This is a genomic window from Pontibacter sp. MBLB2868 (assembly GCF_051904785.1).
Taxonomy (GTDB): Bacteria; Bacteroidota; Bacteroidia; order Cytophagales; family Hymenobacteraceae; genus Pontibacter.
On sequence record NZ_CP196710.1, the window covers coordinates 1,569,235 to 1,585,221 of the forward strand.

At 43.5% G+C, this 15,987-nt stretch carries 16 protein-coding genes; 6 read left to right on the forward strand and 10 right to left on the reverse strand.

Features of this window, described 5'->3' with window-relative positions; translation table 11 throughout:
- The first annotated feature begins 324 nt into the window (after positions 1 to 324).
- The 4 genes from hisH to hisIE all read left to right on the forward strand — a co-directional run bounded on the left by hisH (position 325) and on the right by hisIE (position 3,063).
- Positions 325 to 906 carry an imidazole glycerol phosphate synthase subunit HisH gene (hisH, locus tag ACSX1A_RS06700; RefSeq protein ID WP_439882847.1) on the forward strand — a complete coding sequence of 194 codons (582 nt, stop codon included), beginning with the start codon at positions 325 to 327 and terminating at the stop codon, positions 904 to 906.
- On the forward strand, positions 903 to 1,625 hold the full coding sequence (hisA, locus tag ACSX1A_RS06705; RefSeq protein WP_439882848.1) for a 1-(5-phosphoribosyl)-5-[(5-phosphoribosylamino)methylideneamino]imidazole-4-carboxamide isomerase: 723 nt from the start codon (positions 903 to 905) through the stop codon (positions 1,623 to 1,625). The genes hisH and hisA overlap by 4 nt, the downstream gene beginning before the upstream one ends.
- Positions 1,619 to 2,377: an imidazole glycerol phosphate synthase subunit HisF gene (hisF, locus tag ACSX1A_RS06710; RefSeq protein ID WP_439882849.1), complete on the forward strand. Its 759-nt coding sequence runs from the start codon at positions 1,619 to 1,621 to the stop codon at positions 2,375 to 2,377. The genes hisA and hisF overlap by 7 nt, the downstream gene beginning before the upstream one ends.
- A 77-nt stretch (positions 2,378 to 2,454) precedes the next feature.
- Positions 2,455 to 3,063, forward strand: a complete 609-nt coding sequence (hisIE, locus tag ACSX1A_RS06715) for a bifunctional phosphoribosyl-AMP cyclohydrolase/phosphoribosyl-ATP diphosphatase HisIE (protein WP_439882850.1) — start codon at positions 2,455 to 2,457, stop codon at positions 3,061 to 3,063.
- 483 nt (positions 3,064 to 3,546) lie between these two features.
- Here the strand turns inward: hisIE and ACSX1A_RS06720 are convergent, their stop codons facing one another.
- Both ACSX1A_RS06720 and ACSX1A_RS06725 read right to left on the reverse strand, forming a co-directional pair.
- Positions 3,547 to 4,410 (reverse strand): alpha/beta fold hydrolase, encoded by an 864-nt coding sequence (locus tag ACSX1A_RS06720; RefSeq protein WP_439882851.1) that lies wholly within the window; start codon positions 4,408 to 4,410, stop codon positions 3,547 to 3,549.
- Positions 4,411 to 4,688: 278 nt separating this feature from the next.
- Positions 4,689 to 6,467 carry a chloride channel protein gene (locus ACSX1A_RS06725; RefSeq protein ID WP_439882852.1) on the reverse strand — a complete coding sequence of 593 codons (1,779 nt, stop codon included), beginning with the start codon at positions 6,465 to 6,467 and terminating at the stop codon, positions 4,689 to 4,691.
- A gap of 214 nt (positions 6,468 to 6,681) precedes the next feature.
- On the opposite strand from ACSX1A_RS06725, the gene ACSX1A_RS06730 reads away from it, so the two are divergent.
- A complete protein-coding gene (locus ACSX1A_RS06730; protein WP_439882853.1) occupies positions 6,682 to 7,494 on the forward strand; it encodes a metallophosphoesterase in 813 nt (270 codons plus the stop codon).
- Here the strand turns inward: ACSX1A_RS06730 and mnhG are convergent.
- The 7 genes from mnhG to mbhE are packed head-to-tail and all read right to left on the reverse strand — an operon-like array spanning position 7,469 to position 13,458.
- The gene (mnhG, locus tag ACSX1A_RS06735) at positions 7,469 to 7,915 is read right to left on the reverse strand and encodes a monovalent cation/H(+) antiporter subunit G (protein WP_439882854.1); all 447 of its coding nucleotides are present in this window, start codon (positions 7,913 to 7,915) and stop codon (positions 7,469 to 7,471) included. The genes ACSX1A_RS06730 and mnhG overlap by 26 nt on opposite strands.
- Positions 7,916 to 7,918: 3 nt before the next feature.
- Positions 7,919 to 8,188 (reverse strand): monovalent cation/H+ antiporter complex subunit F, encoded by a 270-nt coding sequence (locus ACSX1A_RS06740; RefSeq protein WP_439882855.1) that lies wholly within the window; start codon positions 8,186 to 8,188, stop codon positions 7,919 to 7,921.
- Positions 8,185 to 8,670 (reverse strand): Na+/H+ antiporter subunit E, encoded by a 486-nt coding sequence (locus ACSX1A_RS06745; protein WP_439882856.1) that lies wholly within the window; start codon positions 8,668 to 8,670, stop codon positions 8,185 to 8,187. Before ACSX1A_RS06745 ends, ACSX1A_RS06740 begins: the two co-directional genes overlap by 4 nt.
- A gap of 27 nt (positions 8,671 to 8,697) precedes the next feature.
- The gene (locus ACSX1A_RS06750) at positions 8,698 to 10,221 is read right to left on the reverse strand and encodes a proton-conducting transporter transmembrane domain-containing protein (RefSeq protein ID WP_439882857.1); all 1,524 of its coding nucleotides are present in this window, start codon (positions 10,219 to 10,221) and stop codon (positions 8,698 to 8,700) included.
- 21 nt (positions 10,222 to 10,242) lie between these two features.
- Positions 10,243 to 10,599, reverse strand: a complete 357-nt coding sequence (locus ACSX1A_RS06755) for an NADH-quinone oxidoreductase subunit K (RefSeq protein WP_439882858.1) — start codon at positions 10,597 to 10,599, stop codon at positions 10,243 to 10,245.
- On the reverse strand, positions 10,599 to 11,144 hold the full coding sequence (locus ACSX1A_RS06760; protein ID WP_439882859.1) for an MnhB domain-containing protein: 546 nt from the start codon (positions 11,142 to 11,144) through the stop codon (positions 10,599 to 10,601). The genes ACSX1A_RS06755 and ACSX1A_RS06760 overlap by 1 nt, the downstream gene beginning before the upstream one ends.
- A gap of 1 nt (position 11,145) precedes the next feature.
- The gene (gene mbhE / locus ACSX1A_RS06765; RefSeq protein ID WP_439882860.1) at positions 11,146 to 13,458 is read right to left on the reverse strand and encodes a hydrogen gas-evolving membrane-bound hydrogenase subunit E; all 2,313 of its coding nucleotides are present in this window, start codon (positions 13,456 to 13,458) and stop codon (positions 11,146 to 11,148) included.
- Between the two features lie 141 nt (positions 13,459 to 13,599).
- On the opposite strand from mbhE, the gene ACSX1A_RS06770 reads away from it, so the two are divergent.
- Complete coding sequence (locus ACSX1A_RS06770) at positions 13,600 to 14,523, forward strand: universal stress protein (RefSeq protein ID WP_439882861.1); 924 nt, start codon at positions 13,600 to 13,602, stop codon at positions 14,521 to 14,523.
- 31 nt (positions 14,524 to 14,554) lie between these two features.
- Here the strand turns inward: ACSX1A_RS06770 and nhaA are convergent, their stop codons facing one another.
- Positions 14,555 to 15,892, reverse strand: a complete 1,338-nt coding sequence (gene nhaA, locus ACSX1A_RS06775; RefSeq protein WP_439882862.1) for a Na+/H+ antiporter NhaA — start codon at positions 15,890 to 15,892, stop codon at positions 14,555 to 14,557.
- Between the last annotated feature and the right edge of the window lie 95 nt (positions 15,893 to 15,987).

The following is a 15,987-nucleotide window of genomic DNA, read 5'->3' on the forward strand; positions in this document are numbered from 1 at the left end:
AAAGGAGTAAAAAGATGCTTGGTTTATATTATGTCATTTAATTTTTTTCATGAGCTATAATGGCTGGTCAGAATTCATAATATATTAGCTAGTAATAATAAGTTATCTTATATTTGCAGCAATGAAAGGCACAATGGTTCATTTACACCATCATCACGCACGAAGCATACGTTTCGGAGCCGCTTGCCTATGGAATAGTTAAAAGTATAAACTTTACATAACCAAAAGCCTGACTCCGAACTGAGTCAGGCTTTTTTGTTTTTATTCAGCTGTTAAAACTGGATTCAAACATCATACAGAATTTCTAATTCATAATTAACTTGGATGAACTTAGTTATAGTTGATTACAAAGCGGGAAATGTGCAGTCGGTACTTTTTGCGCTGGAGCGATTGGGTGTTCAAGCAACACTCAGTGCCGATGCCGAAACAATAAAAGCGGCTGACAAAGTGATCTTTCCGGGAGTGGGAGAGGCTTCCTCGGCCATGGCTCAATTAAAAGCACGAAACCTGGATAAACTTCTGCCTACACTCGAGCAGCCATTCTTCGGTGTTTGCCTGGGCATGCAGCTCCTCTGCAAACACTCTGAAGAAGGAAATACCGATTTACTTGGAATTATACCCCTGGAAGTGAAGCGGTTTGAAACGGAACTGAAAGTGCCGCATATGGGCTGGAACCAGTTAGAAAAACTTAATTCCCCACTATTTGAAGGAATACAGGAGCAGGAGTTCGTATACTATGTGCATAGCTTTTATGTACCACTTAGCCAGTATACGATCGCCGAGACATCTTATCCTGAGCCTTTTTCTGCCGCATTACAGTATAAAAACTTTTACGCAGCGCAGTTCCACCCTGAAAAAAGCGGACCTGCCGGTGCACAAATCCTGAAGAACTTTTTAGCCTTATGATGGAAATTATCCCAGCTATAGATTTGATTGGCGGCCAATGTGTACGCCTAACCGAGGGAGACTTTGCCCAGCAAACCACCTACGACAGCAACCCATTGGAAGTAGCCAAGCGTTTCGAGAATCACGGCATTAAGCGCCTGCACTTAGTTGACCTGGACGGCGCCCGCGCCCGCAAGCCTGTAAACCTTGCCGTACTTGAAAAAATAGCATCAAATACTGGCCTGACTATTGACTTTGGTGGCGGATTACAATCGGATGAAGCTGTAAAACAAGCTTTTGATGCAGGAGCCGCCCAGATTACAGCCGGAAGTATAGCTGTACGGGAGCCTGAAACGGTAAAGTCATGGCTACTGACGTATGGTGCTGACAAAATCATAATTGGGGCTGACTTTAAAGGAACCAATATTGCCATCAGTGCCTGGACAGAGGAGAGTAAGTATCCGCTACAGGATTTCATTTCGGGCTATGTACAAACAGGAGCGAAGCTTTTTATTTGTACAGATGTGAGCAAAGACGGGAAATTACAGGGCCCATCTCTGAACACATACCGTCATTTAAAGTTAACATTACCGGAAGCTGATATAATAGCAAGTGGTGGTGTAACAACAGTAGAAGACCTTGAAATACTTCAGGAGATAGGTGTAAAAGGCGCTATCATTGGTAAAGCTATCTACGAAGGCACTATTCAACTGAAAGACTTAGAACGTTTTATATGTTAACCAAACGCATAATTCCTTGCCTGGATATTAAGAATGGCCGCACTGTAAAGGGGGTACAGTTCGAAAACATCCGGGATGCCGGAGACCCCGTTGAACTGGCCAAATGGTATGCCGGTCAGGGAGCCGATGAGCTTGTTTTCCTGGATATTACGGCCACCAACGAAGAACGTAAAACATTTGCAGCCTTGGTACGCGACATTGCCCGCCATATTGATATACCATTTACTGTAGGAGGTGGGATCAGTGCAGTGGCCGATGTGGAGGTGCTGCTACATGCCGGTGCTGATAAAGTATCTATCAACTCATCGGCTATCAGGAACCCGCAACTGGTAGAAGAACTGGCAAAGCATTTTGGTAGTCAGTGTGTTACTGTAGCCATTGACACAAAGTATACCGATGCTTCTGGCTGGAAAGTATATGCCCGCGCAGGAACCGTGGAGACAGAGCATGCCACCGTAGACTGGGCCAGAAGCGTAACAGATTTAGGTGCAGGTGAGATACTGCTGACCAGTATGAACAACGATGGCACAAAAGCAGGTTTTGCGCTGGATATAACTGGTGAAGTAGCGAGGGCTGTTTCGGTTCCGGTTATCGCATCAGGGGGGGCAGGTACAAAGCAGCATTTTGCTGATGCTTTTAATGTTGCGCATGCTGACGCTGCTCTAGCTGCCAGCCTTTTTCATTTCCGTGAGCTTGGAGTACCTGAACTAAAACAGTATCTGAAAGATAAAGGTATAGCAATACGTATCTAAAATTTTCCGTGGAAATAAGCAGTATCGATAAAGACCTTACGCATTTCCGCAAACAATAATCTCTAATTCGCAATAAAGTGAAACTTGACTTTGAAAAAGAAGGCGGCCTTGTGCCAGCAGTAATACAGGATGATTTGACAGGCCAGGTGCTGATGCTTGGTTATATGAACCAGGAGGCACTGGACAAAACAAGGCTGGAAGGGTTGGTAACATTCTTTTCCAGATCAAAGAACCGCCTCTGGACCAAAGGGGAAACATCCGGCAATACTCTGCAGGTTGTCAGTATTACCAGGGACTGCGACAATGATGCATTACTGATCAAAGTTAATCCTAATGGCCCTACCTGCCACACAGGTACTACCAGTTGCTTTGGAGAAGAAGAGGCAGCAAACAGAGCCGCTGCCATACGTTTTATAGCGCAACTGGAAGCGGTGATTCAGGAGCGTAGAACTAACCCTGTAGAAGGATCTTATACAAACTTCCTGTTTGATAAAGGAATAAATAAAATTGCACAGAAAGTAGGAGAGGAAGCTGTTGAGACGGTGATAGATGCTGTTGCAGGTAAGCTTGATACCATGAAAGGAGAAGCAGCTGATTTGCTGTATCACCTGTTAGTATTACTTTCTGCTTCCGGTCTGGAACTTAAAGATGTGGTAGCGGTACTACAGGAGCGGCATAAGAAATAAGCCCCTCATTTATGTTCAGAATCGGACATAAATTACAATTCCGGACACTGAGAAATCATCTATAAAAGCAAAAACTCAAAGTATAAATAAGCATACTCTTGTAGATTTTGCTCCTAAAGTAAATTTAAAACAAAAAGCCCCGGACCATAATGGTCCGGGGCTTTTTGTTTTGCAGAATTGATGATGGTATCTACTGTATGATCTTTACGTTGGTGAAGGAGCCTTGTATTGTGATGTCGCAACGGCGAAGGTTTGGTTCGGTAAAATCGTACTTTTTGGGATCGATAGCAGCTTTCAATTTAACTTGATAATTGCCGCTAATTAGCTTGTTCTTAGCATCATAAGCAGTTATGCATAGGCGCAGGAAGTAACAAGGAGACACAACAGGAGTAGAAGTGGAATGGGTAATAGCTTTTTCATAGTTTTAGATTGTTTTAAATATGGGATCGCTATTTCCACTCTCATGCCAATATTAAGTATACCTTATATAAATTCTTTGATGGCATTTGCCACTTCGCTGCCTTTTTCCTCCTGCAGAAAATGTCCTGCTTTGAATTTTATTACTTTAGCTTCCGGAAAAGCTTTTTCCCATTTATCAAGGAAATGGAGTGGCAGCAGTTTATCTTTTTCTCCCCAAAGTATAAGTATTGGTATATGCTGTAATTTTTCGCGCTGTTTCCATAGTTCTGCAAAGTATGAAGAAGCATCGTGCAGTGCTTTGGCGAAATGCCATGTTCCAAAACGAGCCATTGTGGATGAAAGGGGTTTCTGGTAGTGTGCTCGTATATCTTTGGTCAGGTGCTTTTGGTTATAATATCCCTGTGGCAACAGCACTTTAGCAGAGAAACTCAGCTTCAAATACAGAAACTTGCCTAAACTCCCGCTCATAAAGCGACTGATCCTCATCAATGTTTTTTCCTTTTCGAGGCTCCACATCCAGGTATTTAAAATAACCAGCCGCTTTATATTCTCAGGATGACGCAGTGCATAACGCATTCCTATTGGTCCACCAAAATCATGAACAATTAACGTGATATTTTTTAACTGCAAATGTTCAATCAAAGATTCGAGGTTAGCAGCATGCGCCTCCGGCGAAAAACTGAAATCGCTTTCCGAAGGCTTGTCAGAAAGCCCGAAACCCAGGTTGTCTGGGGCAATGCATCTGAAATCTCTACAAAGCGCTTTAATTTGCTGCCGCCAAAGGAAGGACCATGTTGGGGTGCCATGAACAAACACGATCGTATCGCCATTTCCTTCATCAACATAATTTATCTTCCCATGTGCTGACTGGAACGAATGGTACTGAAAGGGATAGAATATTGTATCGAGCCACTGAGGAGGTTTCATAGTTTACTAAAGCAAGTTTGAAAAAACAAAAGCATGAAGCAGATCAAAAGGTAGAAGAAACCGTACCACACCTTCATAGGGACTACGCTTTCAAATCATTTTCGATGTAGCTGCACAAGCAGGAAGACAAAAGAGGGGTGAGTCTGGCAAGTATAAAGTTGCAGGGATTTTGATAAAGGTTATAGTGCCTTTCATTACTACACATAGTAACCTGGCCGGATAAGATTGATACTGATTTAAGCCTTGATGCGGGCTTTACTTCCTGAGAAGCATTGACTTTACAAGTTTGTTGTCTTGATCAATAACTTTCGGTATTTGGTAAATATACTGGACTTGGAAACGAAACCGATGTAAGTTTCACCGTCCAGTACCGGAAGGTTCCAGGCGTCAGACTCATCGAACTTTTTCATCACATCCGCCATACTATCATCGTATTGAACAACAGTTGCCGGTTTAACCATGAGCTCTTTGACCTTCACCACATCGTATTTTTCAGTCTTGAACATGATCTCCCGAACATTCTCCAGTAGTATGATGCCTTCCAGTTGGTTCTCACTGTTAACTACCGGGAAAAGGTTGCGACGTGAATGTGCGATCACCTGTACCAGTTCACCAAGAGTTGCATCAGGAGACACCTGCTGAAACTCGGTCTCGATCAGGTGCCTGATCTTCATGATCCTAAGTATGGTTCTGTCCTTGTTGTGCGTCAGGAGCTGCCCTTTCTGCGCTAGTTTTTTGGTATCGAGGGAATAAGGCTCAAAATATTTTACCAGTGCAAAGGAAGTGACAGAAACGATCATCAGGGGAATCATGAGGGTATAGCCCCCTGTGATTTCCGCGATAAGAAAGACCCCGGTTAACGGTGCATGCATGACCCCACTGAGGATACCTGCCATGCCAACCATGGCAAAACTGCCTTCCGGTAAAGTGCTGATGTTTAAAAGATTGACCAACCTGGAGAAGAAAAAGCCAGCGCAGGCACCCACAAACATAGAAGGTGCAAAATTACCTCCATTACCCCCAGCTGATATTGTGATGGTTGCCGCAAATACTTTTACGAGTGCTAAAGCACCAATAAAACCGAGTAATAACCACTCATTAGTGCCAAAAAAGGCAAGCCAACTGTCCTGAAGCAACTTCTGGGCGTTATTCCCCTCCAGCAAACGGATACTGTCATACCCTTCACCAAACAGCGGCGGGAAAAGCATAATCAGCAAGCCCAGCAGTATACCACCTATTATTGCCCGTTGATAAACCCTGTTTTGATAGCCTTCAAAAACCTCTTCAACCCGGAGTGCCATACGGGTGTAATAAACAGACATCATACCCGCCAGAATACCTAGTAAGATATAAAACGGGATATGTCCTGATTCAAAGAATTCTCTTTGACCAATGTAAAAAAGGATTTCCTCCTGAAGTATGATCTTTGAACATAGAGCACCGACAACAGCCGCAATGATCAACGGAATGAAAGCTGAAATACTGATATCAGTAAGCAGCACCTCGGTAGCAAACAAAACGCCGGCAATTGGTGCGTTAAAGACTGCCGCTATGCCTGCCGCCGCACCGGAGGCGAGTAACAACGTTCTGTCCCGGTAATTCAGGTGGTATTCCCGGCCATAATTGGAACCAATGGCAGAGCCTGTAACCACAATAGGAGACTCCAGACCTGCTGACCCACCAAAACCTGCTGTGATAGCACTCGTTAATACATGAGAATACATCTTGTGCCGCTCCACCATGCTGGATTTCTGTGATATATTAAACAGGATGTTTGCCGTGCCCCTGCCTATGCGGCCGTTAAACATCACCATCACAAGAAATACGGTTAATAGTATACCGATCAGCGGAAAGATCACAAGCCAGTAAGGCTGGTCGAGAAGCCTGTTGCCGTATGCTAAAAACACATGGATGTAATGCACCATAGTTTTCAGAACTACGGCGGCTAAACCAGCCGTAAAACCTACAAGAACACTGGAAATTAACATGAACTCACGGCCGGAAGTGTGACGCCGTAGCCAGAGTAGCGGAATTTTTAACTTTTTGTAGTGAGGCATTTCAGAGACGTAGCCCGAAAGTATTGTTTCTTAATGAATTGCAAAAGTAGCAAGAACAGCGGTTAACCTCAACCTATTTCTATGTTCTTTTACAAATGATATTGCACAAGAAATTATTGGCACAAGCTAACCTAGTTACGTTCTTATTTGTTTATATTGAATAGACGTACATTAATACAAGTAAGGATTGTGTATTAAATAAGTAAATTAATTTATGAACACGAAAGCAGAGCAAAAACATGATAACCTGGAGCTTCCGGAAGAGCATGGCCCTTTTCATATAATTGGCGATGTGCACGGATGCTTTAAGGAATTGGTAGCTTTGCTAAGGCAGTTAGAATATGAAATAAATTTTAATGCTGATGAGCAACGCTACCTTGTAAAAGCACCTGACAGCTGCACGGCGGTGTTTGTGGGTGACTTGGTTGACAGAGGTCCTAATTCACCAGAGGTTTTGCGCCTCGTTATGGATATGGTAGATCAGGGGCTAGCCTATTGTGTAAGTGGCAATCATGATGATAAGCTGTACAGGATGCTGATCGGGCGACAGGTAAAAATAAGGCATGGCCTTGAACTGACGGTGGAGCAACTGAAAAGTTATGATTCTACCTTTCTGAAGCGCGTTGAAATGTTCTTGTCTTCTTTGCCGCACCACATCATTTTAGACGAAGGCAGACTCGTGGTAGCACATGCTGGACTTGAAGAACATTTGCATGGCAGAAATACCAGAGGAGTGCGCGAACTATGCCTATATGGTCCTACAACCGGGGAAACCGACGAAAAAGGGTTAGCGATACGACTTGACTGGGCTGCTGATTATTGTGGGAAAGCGATAGTAGTGTATGGTCATACTCCTGTGCATGAGCCCCATTGGCGCAATAATACCATTAATATAGATACAGGTTGTGTGTTCGGGGGTAGGTTAACGAGCCTCACGTATCCGGATCATGTTTTAACATCCGTGGATTCTTACGACACTTATGCCGATTCTGTAAGGCCTTTCATACGTTACCATCAGCACCACTAGGTTTTTCCCCCTGTCTTATTTCTTCTTCTTCATACTTGTCGTGGCTTTTGATCTTATCCAGGTTTTCCTTTTGCAGGTATTCTTTAAATTCTGACAAATTTGTTTTTTCCCAAAATGGCGTCCGGTTCTGAACAGCTGTTCTGCCAATGACATGCGCAGCAACAGGTGCGGTAATAAATGTAAAAAGGATGATGGCAAGTACCTTTAACAGGATATCAGGTTGGTTAAAATAAATACCTAAACCTAGCAAAATAAGACCCAACCCCAGGGTAGAACCTTTAGTAATCGCTGACATGCGGATATAAAAATCAGGGAAACGTAACAGGCCAATAGTCGCGACAAGCATGAAAAACACACCACTAAGTATCAGTACGCAGCTTATTACTTCTTTTAGAGTATTATAGTCCCAGGATAGTGGCATAGCTTATTTGTTAACCTTCATGATATAATAAGAAAATGTGATAGAGCCCAGAAACCCAAACAAGGACAGAATAATAGCTACATCTATAAAATCTTCGCTTTGGGTATACTCTGTGTAAATAGCAATAATGCCAATCACATTTGCAACGATCAGATCAAAAGCAGTGATCCTGTCTGGCAACGTTGGACCAATGGCAAACCTGATTGCCGTAAGTAGCAGGCAAATACTCAGCGTTATCATCGCTATGGTCAGAGTTGTTTCAAAAAGACTCATGCTGTCAATTCTAGTAAGCGACGCTCAAAACCATGCTTTATATGATGCTTTAACCTCTCCACATCATTATGCTTCACATAAAGGGCATGTATGTACAGAAACTTTCTGTCTTTGCTCACATCAATACTCAAAGTTCCCGGTGTCAGGGTAATCATATTTGCCAGCAGTGTAATCTCCAGGTTTGATTTAACTGAAAGCGGCAAAGCTATCACCGTTGGACGCATGTAGTAGTGCGGTGTCAAAATATCATAAGCGATCTTAATATTTGCCATCAGCATTTCTTTGAAAAAGTAAGCAGCCAGTATGATGACTTTCGGCATTTTCCGGAAATAGGGGCGATTGTAAAACCAGGTAGTGGACCAGAAAGACCAGAAGATAAAGAGAAACACAAATGCGGTGCTTACAGCACTGTAAGGCAGCTGAAGTATGCCCCGATGAAAAAGAACATAGGTAATAAAAAAAGCTATAACAGTATGTAACACAAAGGTTTTCAAGCAGTAATAACGGTGTTAGTAGGCTGTATCTTTTTTAAGTACGGCATTTCTGTATATTTCGCTATGCAAGAGCTGGTCTGCAGAACGCTCAGACATATGGATCAAGGGCTGGGGAAAAAAACTGAAAAGGATTATAAAGAGCAGCAGAAAAGCAACTGGCAGGTATAGTAGCTTGTTGCGGAGCAAGTCTTCTGCAGAAAGCTCTACAGGGCTCTTCTTTATGACCGGTTTCGGCTTCCAGAAAACTTCATTCCATATTTTGGTCATAGAGAAAAGCGTTACCAGGCTTACGCACAGCGAAACACCAATAATGATATAGTGCCCATGCTGAAAACCAGCCATAGCCAGCATTAATTTACCCCAAAATCCTGACAAGGGCGGCAATCCGGCCAGAGCCATTGCGGATATAAAGAACATAAGTGAAAGCATGGGCTGCTTCAGGTATATCGCCCCCAATTTATACAAGGAAAATGTTCTGTGCCGCTGTGCCACTACACCACTTATCAGGAAGAGGTTAGTTTTAACGACAATATTATGTATCATAAAAAATATTGTCCCGGCAATGGCCAGGGGTGTATAAATGGCGAGCCCCATCAGCATGTAACCTACCTGGCTGATAACATGGAAGGAAAGTATTTTCCTGAGGTCCATTTGGGCAGCCGCACCAATTACTCCTACCATCATCGTCAATCCAGAGATCACTAGTAAAAAGGGTTGGTTAAAGGCATGGTCTGCCATAAATAAGAGGGTATAAATCCTCACCAAAGTATAAATTCCAATCTTAGAGATCAGTCCACCCATAAAAGCGGAGACCGCAATAGGGGGGGTGTGGTAAGAGGCTGGAAGCCAAAAAAACAAGGGAAACAGGGCAGACTTGATACCAAAACCTGTCAGGAAGAAGACACCGGCAACGGATAGTAAATGTATATTTGGATGCCCTTCATGAATTATTAAGCTAAGTTCTGCCAGGTTAAGAGATCCAAACAAACTATATATAACACCAACACCTGTCAGCAAAAGACCTGAAGCTATAAAATTTATAGTTAAATACTTTAAAGTACCTTCTAACTGCGCCTTTTTCCCGCCTAACGATATAAGTGCAAAACTGCAGATGAGTATTAGCTCAAACCATACATATAAATTAAAGATATCGCCTGTTAAACAAACCCCGCCAACACCCATTTGTAGTAAGAGCATCAGCGGGTAATAGCCAAACTTTTTTCGGGTTCTGTCGAGGCCGGCTAGTGAGAACAGGTATACCGCCAACGCAATAATACTTGCCGTTAAAAAAATGAGTGCGCTAAAAAAGTCGACAACAAGCGTAATACCATAAGGAGCCGGCCAATTGCCTATTTGGGTTGTAAGTATACCGTGCTGCATTACTCTGCTTAGTAGGACTACAGCAGTAAAAAGCCAGCCAGCCTGGGCTAAAGCAACTATCAGAATATGCCATTTGATCAGTTGCCACAGAAACACACTCATTACTGCCCCTAAAAGAGGAAGCAGCAAGGGAAGTATGAGCAGCAGATGGTCTGACATAAATTTGCAAGTAGGTTAGGGCTATTCCTTTATTTCCATTTTCCGGAGATCGTCCAGGTTATTTGATTTAAAGGCTCTGTAAACCCGACGTATTAATACGATTGCGAAAGCCTGGATGCCAAATCCGATCACGATGGCAGTAAGAAGAAGCGCCTGCGGTACAGGGTCTGCATATGATTCCGGAGGAATAGTTGTTTTGTTCTGTGCTATAATTGCTACTCCGCCACGCGTTAGTCCGCCCACCACAAAAAGAAACAAGTTAGTTGAAAGCCCGAATAGGATTAGGCCAATGATGAGTTTAAACAGGTGTCGGTGAAGTATAAAGTATAGACTCACAGAGAAAAGTGTACCTATCATTAAAGGGAGTAATATTTCCATCAGGTTTGATCTTTAGACATTGTAAAAATCATTTTAAGAACCATGCCTAAAACAAGCAGGTATACTCCGGCATCAAAAAGCAATGGAGTTCCAACAGAGCCGATCAGCGGAAACTTAGTTTGTGACCATATACCGGTCATAAAGGGTTTACCATAAATTAACCCAATTAAGCCACTGATGGCGGCTACCAGCAGTCCGGTAGCCATCAGGAAACTGGGCCTGAGCCTGATCAGGTAATAATATTTTCTTTCTTCTTCCCGTGACTTCTTACTTAATAAGTTTTTAGTAAGCAGATGCCACATATGATTTGGACGGCTGCTGGCCGGCTCTCTTTCATAGCGGTAGAATGTCATGCTAAAATACTCCTTTGCAGTACGTTGGGAACCGTGAGCCAGTACATGAAAGACAAACGTGATCGAACCAATCAGGCCCCCAATAAAGCCGCCTCCCGGATGATTGTGTCCCCGCAGCAGAATATAAACTGAAAACAAGAGGAAGACCGGTGTCAGAATACGGATGGCGGTTGCAAAGATCAGTGTTTTCATATCAGTCCTCTTTATTGGTTTTAAGACGCAGCAGGGCAAAGATGCCGAGTGCGGCTACAGCTAAAACAGTTATCTCACCCAAGGTATCCAGCCCTCTGAAATCAACCAGTATTACGTTAACTATATTGCGCCCATGGGCTAATGCTAAGCTATGCTTTCCGTAGAACTCTTTCAGCTGTGAGTCCACGGCATGTTCCTGTACCAGTAACAAGACGTAAGCCATCATAGAGCCAAAGAAAACTGAAATGGCGATGAACTTATATTTCTGGTACTCATGCGAAAGGTATTTGAAGGCTGGGAGCTTGTGCAGTAGCAGTACAAATATCACAACTGTAAGTGTTTCGATCAGGAATTGGGTCGCCGCTACATCAGGAGCCCCGAAAAGGATGTAGTATAGTGCGGCAGAGTAACCTACCAGGCCCACGACAATTATAGAAGTTAACCTGGAGCGGGTATTTAGTAAATAGACAAGTGCTGCGAGCACCAGAAAAAATATGACAAGTTCATAAATTTCAATGCTTGCAAAGTGCTCTACGTGTGCCCCAAGCTTTACATGATGGGTGTTATTCCATAAAACCAACAGCAATGTCGTTGAGAAGAAAAGGATGATGAAGATGATGTAACTGCGCAGATAGCCGTTTTGAATAACGGAAACAAAAGCTTTTGCACCCTTCAGGAAATTATGAAAAAGGTAATGGTACAAATGATTGGGGCCATACTTGTAAACACTGCTTATCTTATTACTTCTAATGTGTATTTCTCTATGGTACCGGAATAAAAGCAGACCGAGTAAAAGAGTAAGTATACTTAACATCAGCTCTTTGGTAAACCCATGCCACAATACAAGCTCAAGTTTCGCATCTATGCCATGGAGTATGCTTTGAGCGGCATTTTCTAATACAGGGGTAATAACTGCAGAAGGCATAAGGCCAAAGGCAAGTCCGGCTATACCTAAAATGAGCAAGGGTGTATAAAGTGCCGGGGGTGGAGAGTGTTCTACTGGTGTTGGGTTACTGGTTTTGTTCCAGAAAATACCATAGCTAAACAGGATAGCAATAGTTACAAAGGAGATCCCTGTGAGGAAAGTAAGGCCAAAAACGACCCACACATAAAAGCTGCTTTCCAGGGTTGCTTCATACATCAGTTCTTTTCCGATAAAGCCAAAAAAAGGCATAAGTCCAGCCATGGAGAGTGCAGCTAAGGCAGCACTTAGCGCCGTTACGGGCATGTTCCTTGCAAGCCCATTAAGCTTATAAAATTCTCTTGTGCCTGTACTGTGGTCTACTGCCCCGGCTACCAGAAACATAGTGCCTTTGTACAGGGCATGAGCTACCAGAAATACCAGCATCGCCTTGATAGATACAGGAGTATCAATTCCGATCATGGTTACCATAAGGCCCAGGGCTGCCAGAGTAGTATAGGCAAGCATAGCTTTTAGGTCAGTGTGCTGCAGGGCCAGAGCAGCCCCGAGTAAGGCCGTTAGCCCACCTGCTATAATAAGGGTGTGCTGCCATATATCAGAACCAGCGTAAACAGGAGATAGGCGCGCCAATAGATAAATGCCAGCCTTCACCATGGTGGCAGAATGGAGGTAAGCGCTTACGGGGGTGGGGGCTTGCATTGCATTCGGGAGCCAGAAGTGAAATGGGAACTGAGCAGATTTAGTAAAACAAGCAAGCAGGATGAGTAACATAGAAGGCACAAAGAGGGGTGAAGCCACAAAAACTTCCTTGTTTACTAATATTCCACTAAACGTGAACGAGTCACTTGATATACTTAAAAGTACCAATCCTGCTAGTAAGGCTAATCCTCCAAAACCTGTTACAAGTAATGCCTGCCATGCAGCTACACGAGCTTGTTCAGAGTCATTATCAAAACCAATTAATAAATAAGAACTTATACTTGTCAGCTCCCAGAAAACGAAAGTCAGAAAAATGTTGTCTGCTGTTACCAGGCCAACCATTGCCGTCATAAATAAGGTCAGGTACATATAAAACCTGCCCAGCAAAACATGGTGCTTCAGGTAGCCGCTGCTATATATAATGATCAGGAAGCCAAAGAATGAAATAAGAAGTGCAAACAGTAAGCTGAGTCCATCAATTCTGAACTGAAACTCAATTCCTAACGCTGGTACCCACGAAGTGACTTGTTGTACGTACCCCGTTCGATATATTTCCGGAAGTAAGGTGCACAGGTAAGCAAATATGCATATGGGCAACGCAGATACAGGTATCACGGCATACTTCCCTGCAATTTTGCAATACAAGGGAGCAGACAGCGCTACTATTAAGCTGATTATGATAACTGTCAGCATTTAAATACGAATTAATGTATATATATCCTGCGACTACCGTATGTAGTTAAACAATAGTACCATGCTGCTCACAATAAGTTGCACAGCTGGTATGTTTTGATCAACGTGTTTACTTACAGCACATTAACAAATCAATACGCCATGGAAACGTTAACTCGTATTATGGTAGGCCTCGACCTGACGCAAATGGATGAAAAGCTGATATCTTATGCAGCCTTTTTAGCATCCGAAGTGCAGGTAGAGAAGGTTTATTTCATCCACATCGAAAAAAGCCTGGAACTTCCGCCAGAGCTGTTAAGCAACCTGCAACGGGACTCCCTGTCTGCAGAAGAGAACATACGCCAGTCCATCGCTTCGCTTGTATCCCCTGCGTTTGAGCATGTGCCTGGGGTGGATGTTGAAATTTTAATAGAAGAGGGCTCACCATTAAAACAGCTCTTGCACTGGTCTAAAGTCAAAGAGGTAGACCTGATGCTGGTAGGCCGTAAACTTCGGTTGAAAGGTAGTGGTGTTTTGGCACAGAAAATATTGCGGACTGGGCATATCAGCGTATTATTTGTTCCGGAAACATTTGACCCTAAACTTAACCGCATCGTTGTAAGTGTTGATTTTTCTAAGTACAGCGACATGGCGCTCGACAGGGTTTTACATTCTGCACTGGCTAAACCAAACATTATGGTCACATGCCTGCACATATACGAAGTGCCTACAGGGTACCGTACCCTTGGCATTAGCTATGAGGCTTTTGATGAAAAGATGCAGGCTTTTGCACGGGAAAAGTATGAGAAGTTGCTGGGTCGTTTTCCTGAACTCGGGGAAAGATCAGAACTTGTGCTGGTGAAAAAAGGGAATACAGCTGATATAGGTGAACTGATCGTTCTGGAGGCTAAAAGAGCGCGTGCAGACATGCTGGTAATAGGTGCAAAGGGACTAACGGCAGCGGCATTGTTTGTGATTGGAAGCGTGACCGAAAAAATTCTGCGTTACGACCTGGACATTCCGTTGCTTGTTTTTAAAAGGAAAGATAAGGAAATGGGGCTGCTTGATGCCATCCTTAATCCTTAATTTAAAAACTCGATATTATTTAAAAGGCTATTTAGTCAGGTTGGGGTACACCCCTGGTAATGCGCAGGAGCAGGTAGCCCGATAGACCAGCAATTAAAGAGGCGAATAAAATGGCTAGTTTAGCCTGTGGCAGCAGGGTAGTACCGGCAAAGGCAAGGTTGGCTATAAAAATAGCCATTGTAAAACCAATACCTCCAAGCAAAGAAGCGCCAAGCAGTTGCTGCCAGTTATAAGAGGCAGGCTTTTCTGCCAGCTTAGTAAAATGTGCCAGCGTTGTAAACAGTATAATGCCAACAGGTTTACCTATTACAAGGCCCAAAATTATTCCCCAGCTTACTGGGTTATTAAACCCATCTGTCAGTTTAGCATCAATATAAATGCCTGCATTAGCCAGGGCAAAAACCGGCATAATTGCAAAGGCAACCCAATTGTGCAGGCCATGCTCCATCCTTAACAACGGAGATTGAACTTCCTCGCAGTTTTGCTCTATGGTATTTACCGCTGCCTGCAGTTCATCACCGGATTCAGGCACATCAGATTTATGAAGCTGGTTCAGGTGTACAGCATGTAATTCACCAAGTATGGTATCTGTACTCGTTACAAAATCTTCTTCGGATATTTTGGGTCGTGCAGGGATGGTAACAGCCAGAAGGATGCCCGCCACTGTAGCATGTACACCTGATTTTAGAAATGCTACCCACATCACCAGACCAAGTATAGTATAGATCCATATACTGTTTACCCTCACGGCAGATAGCATGACGAGTATACCAAACATCAGGAAACCAACCGATAAGCTCAGCATGTTCAAGTCCGAGGTATATAAAACTGCTATTACCAGTACTGCTCCTATATCATCGACAATGGCATAGGCAACCAGAAATAATTTTAAAGTGAGCGGAATTCTCTTTCCGAGCAATGTGAGGATACCAATGGCAAAAGCAATGTCAGTAGCCATAGGCACTCCCCAGCCTCCAAAACCTTCCAACCCTTGATTCAGGTAAGCATAAATACCTGCAGGCACAAGCATACCTCCCAGCGCACCCATCACCGGGAAAGCAGCCCTTCTGAAAGTTGACAGCTCCCCGGTAAGCATTTCTCTTTTGATTTCGAGGCCTACGACTAAGAAAAAAATAGCCATGAGCCCATCATTTATCCATAAAAGGGCAGCTTTTGAGATTTCAAGATCACCTAATTTAAAACTTAGAACCGTATTCCAGGTAGCAGCATAACTTTCAGACCAGGGAGAATTAGCCCATGCGAGGGCAACAAGCGTAATAAAGATCAAAACTATGCCGCTAAAGGCTTCCGCCCGCACAAATTCTTGAAGGGGGTAAATGATGCGTCGGACAAGCTGATACTTGGCCATGGTTGGGATATCGATTAAAGACCTTGTTCCTGCTAAAGACGATAGGCGCAGTTAAAGGGTTGGCCTAAACAGCAAAAGCTACAAGAAAAAAACGC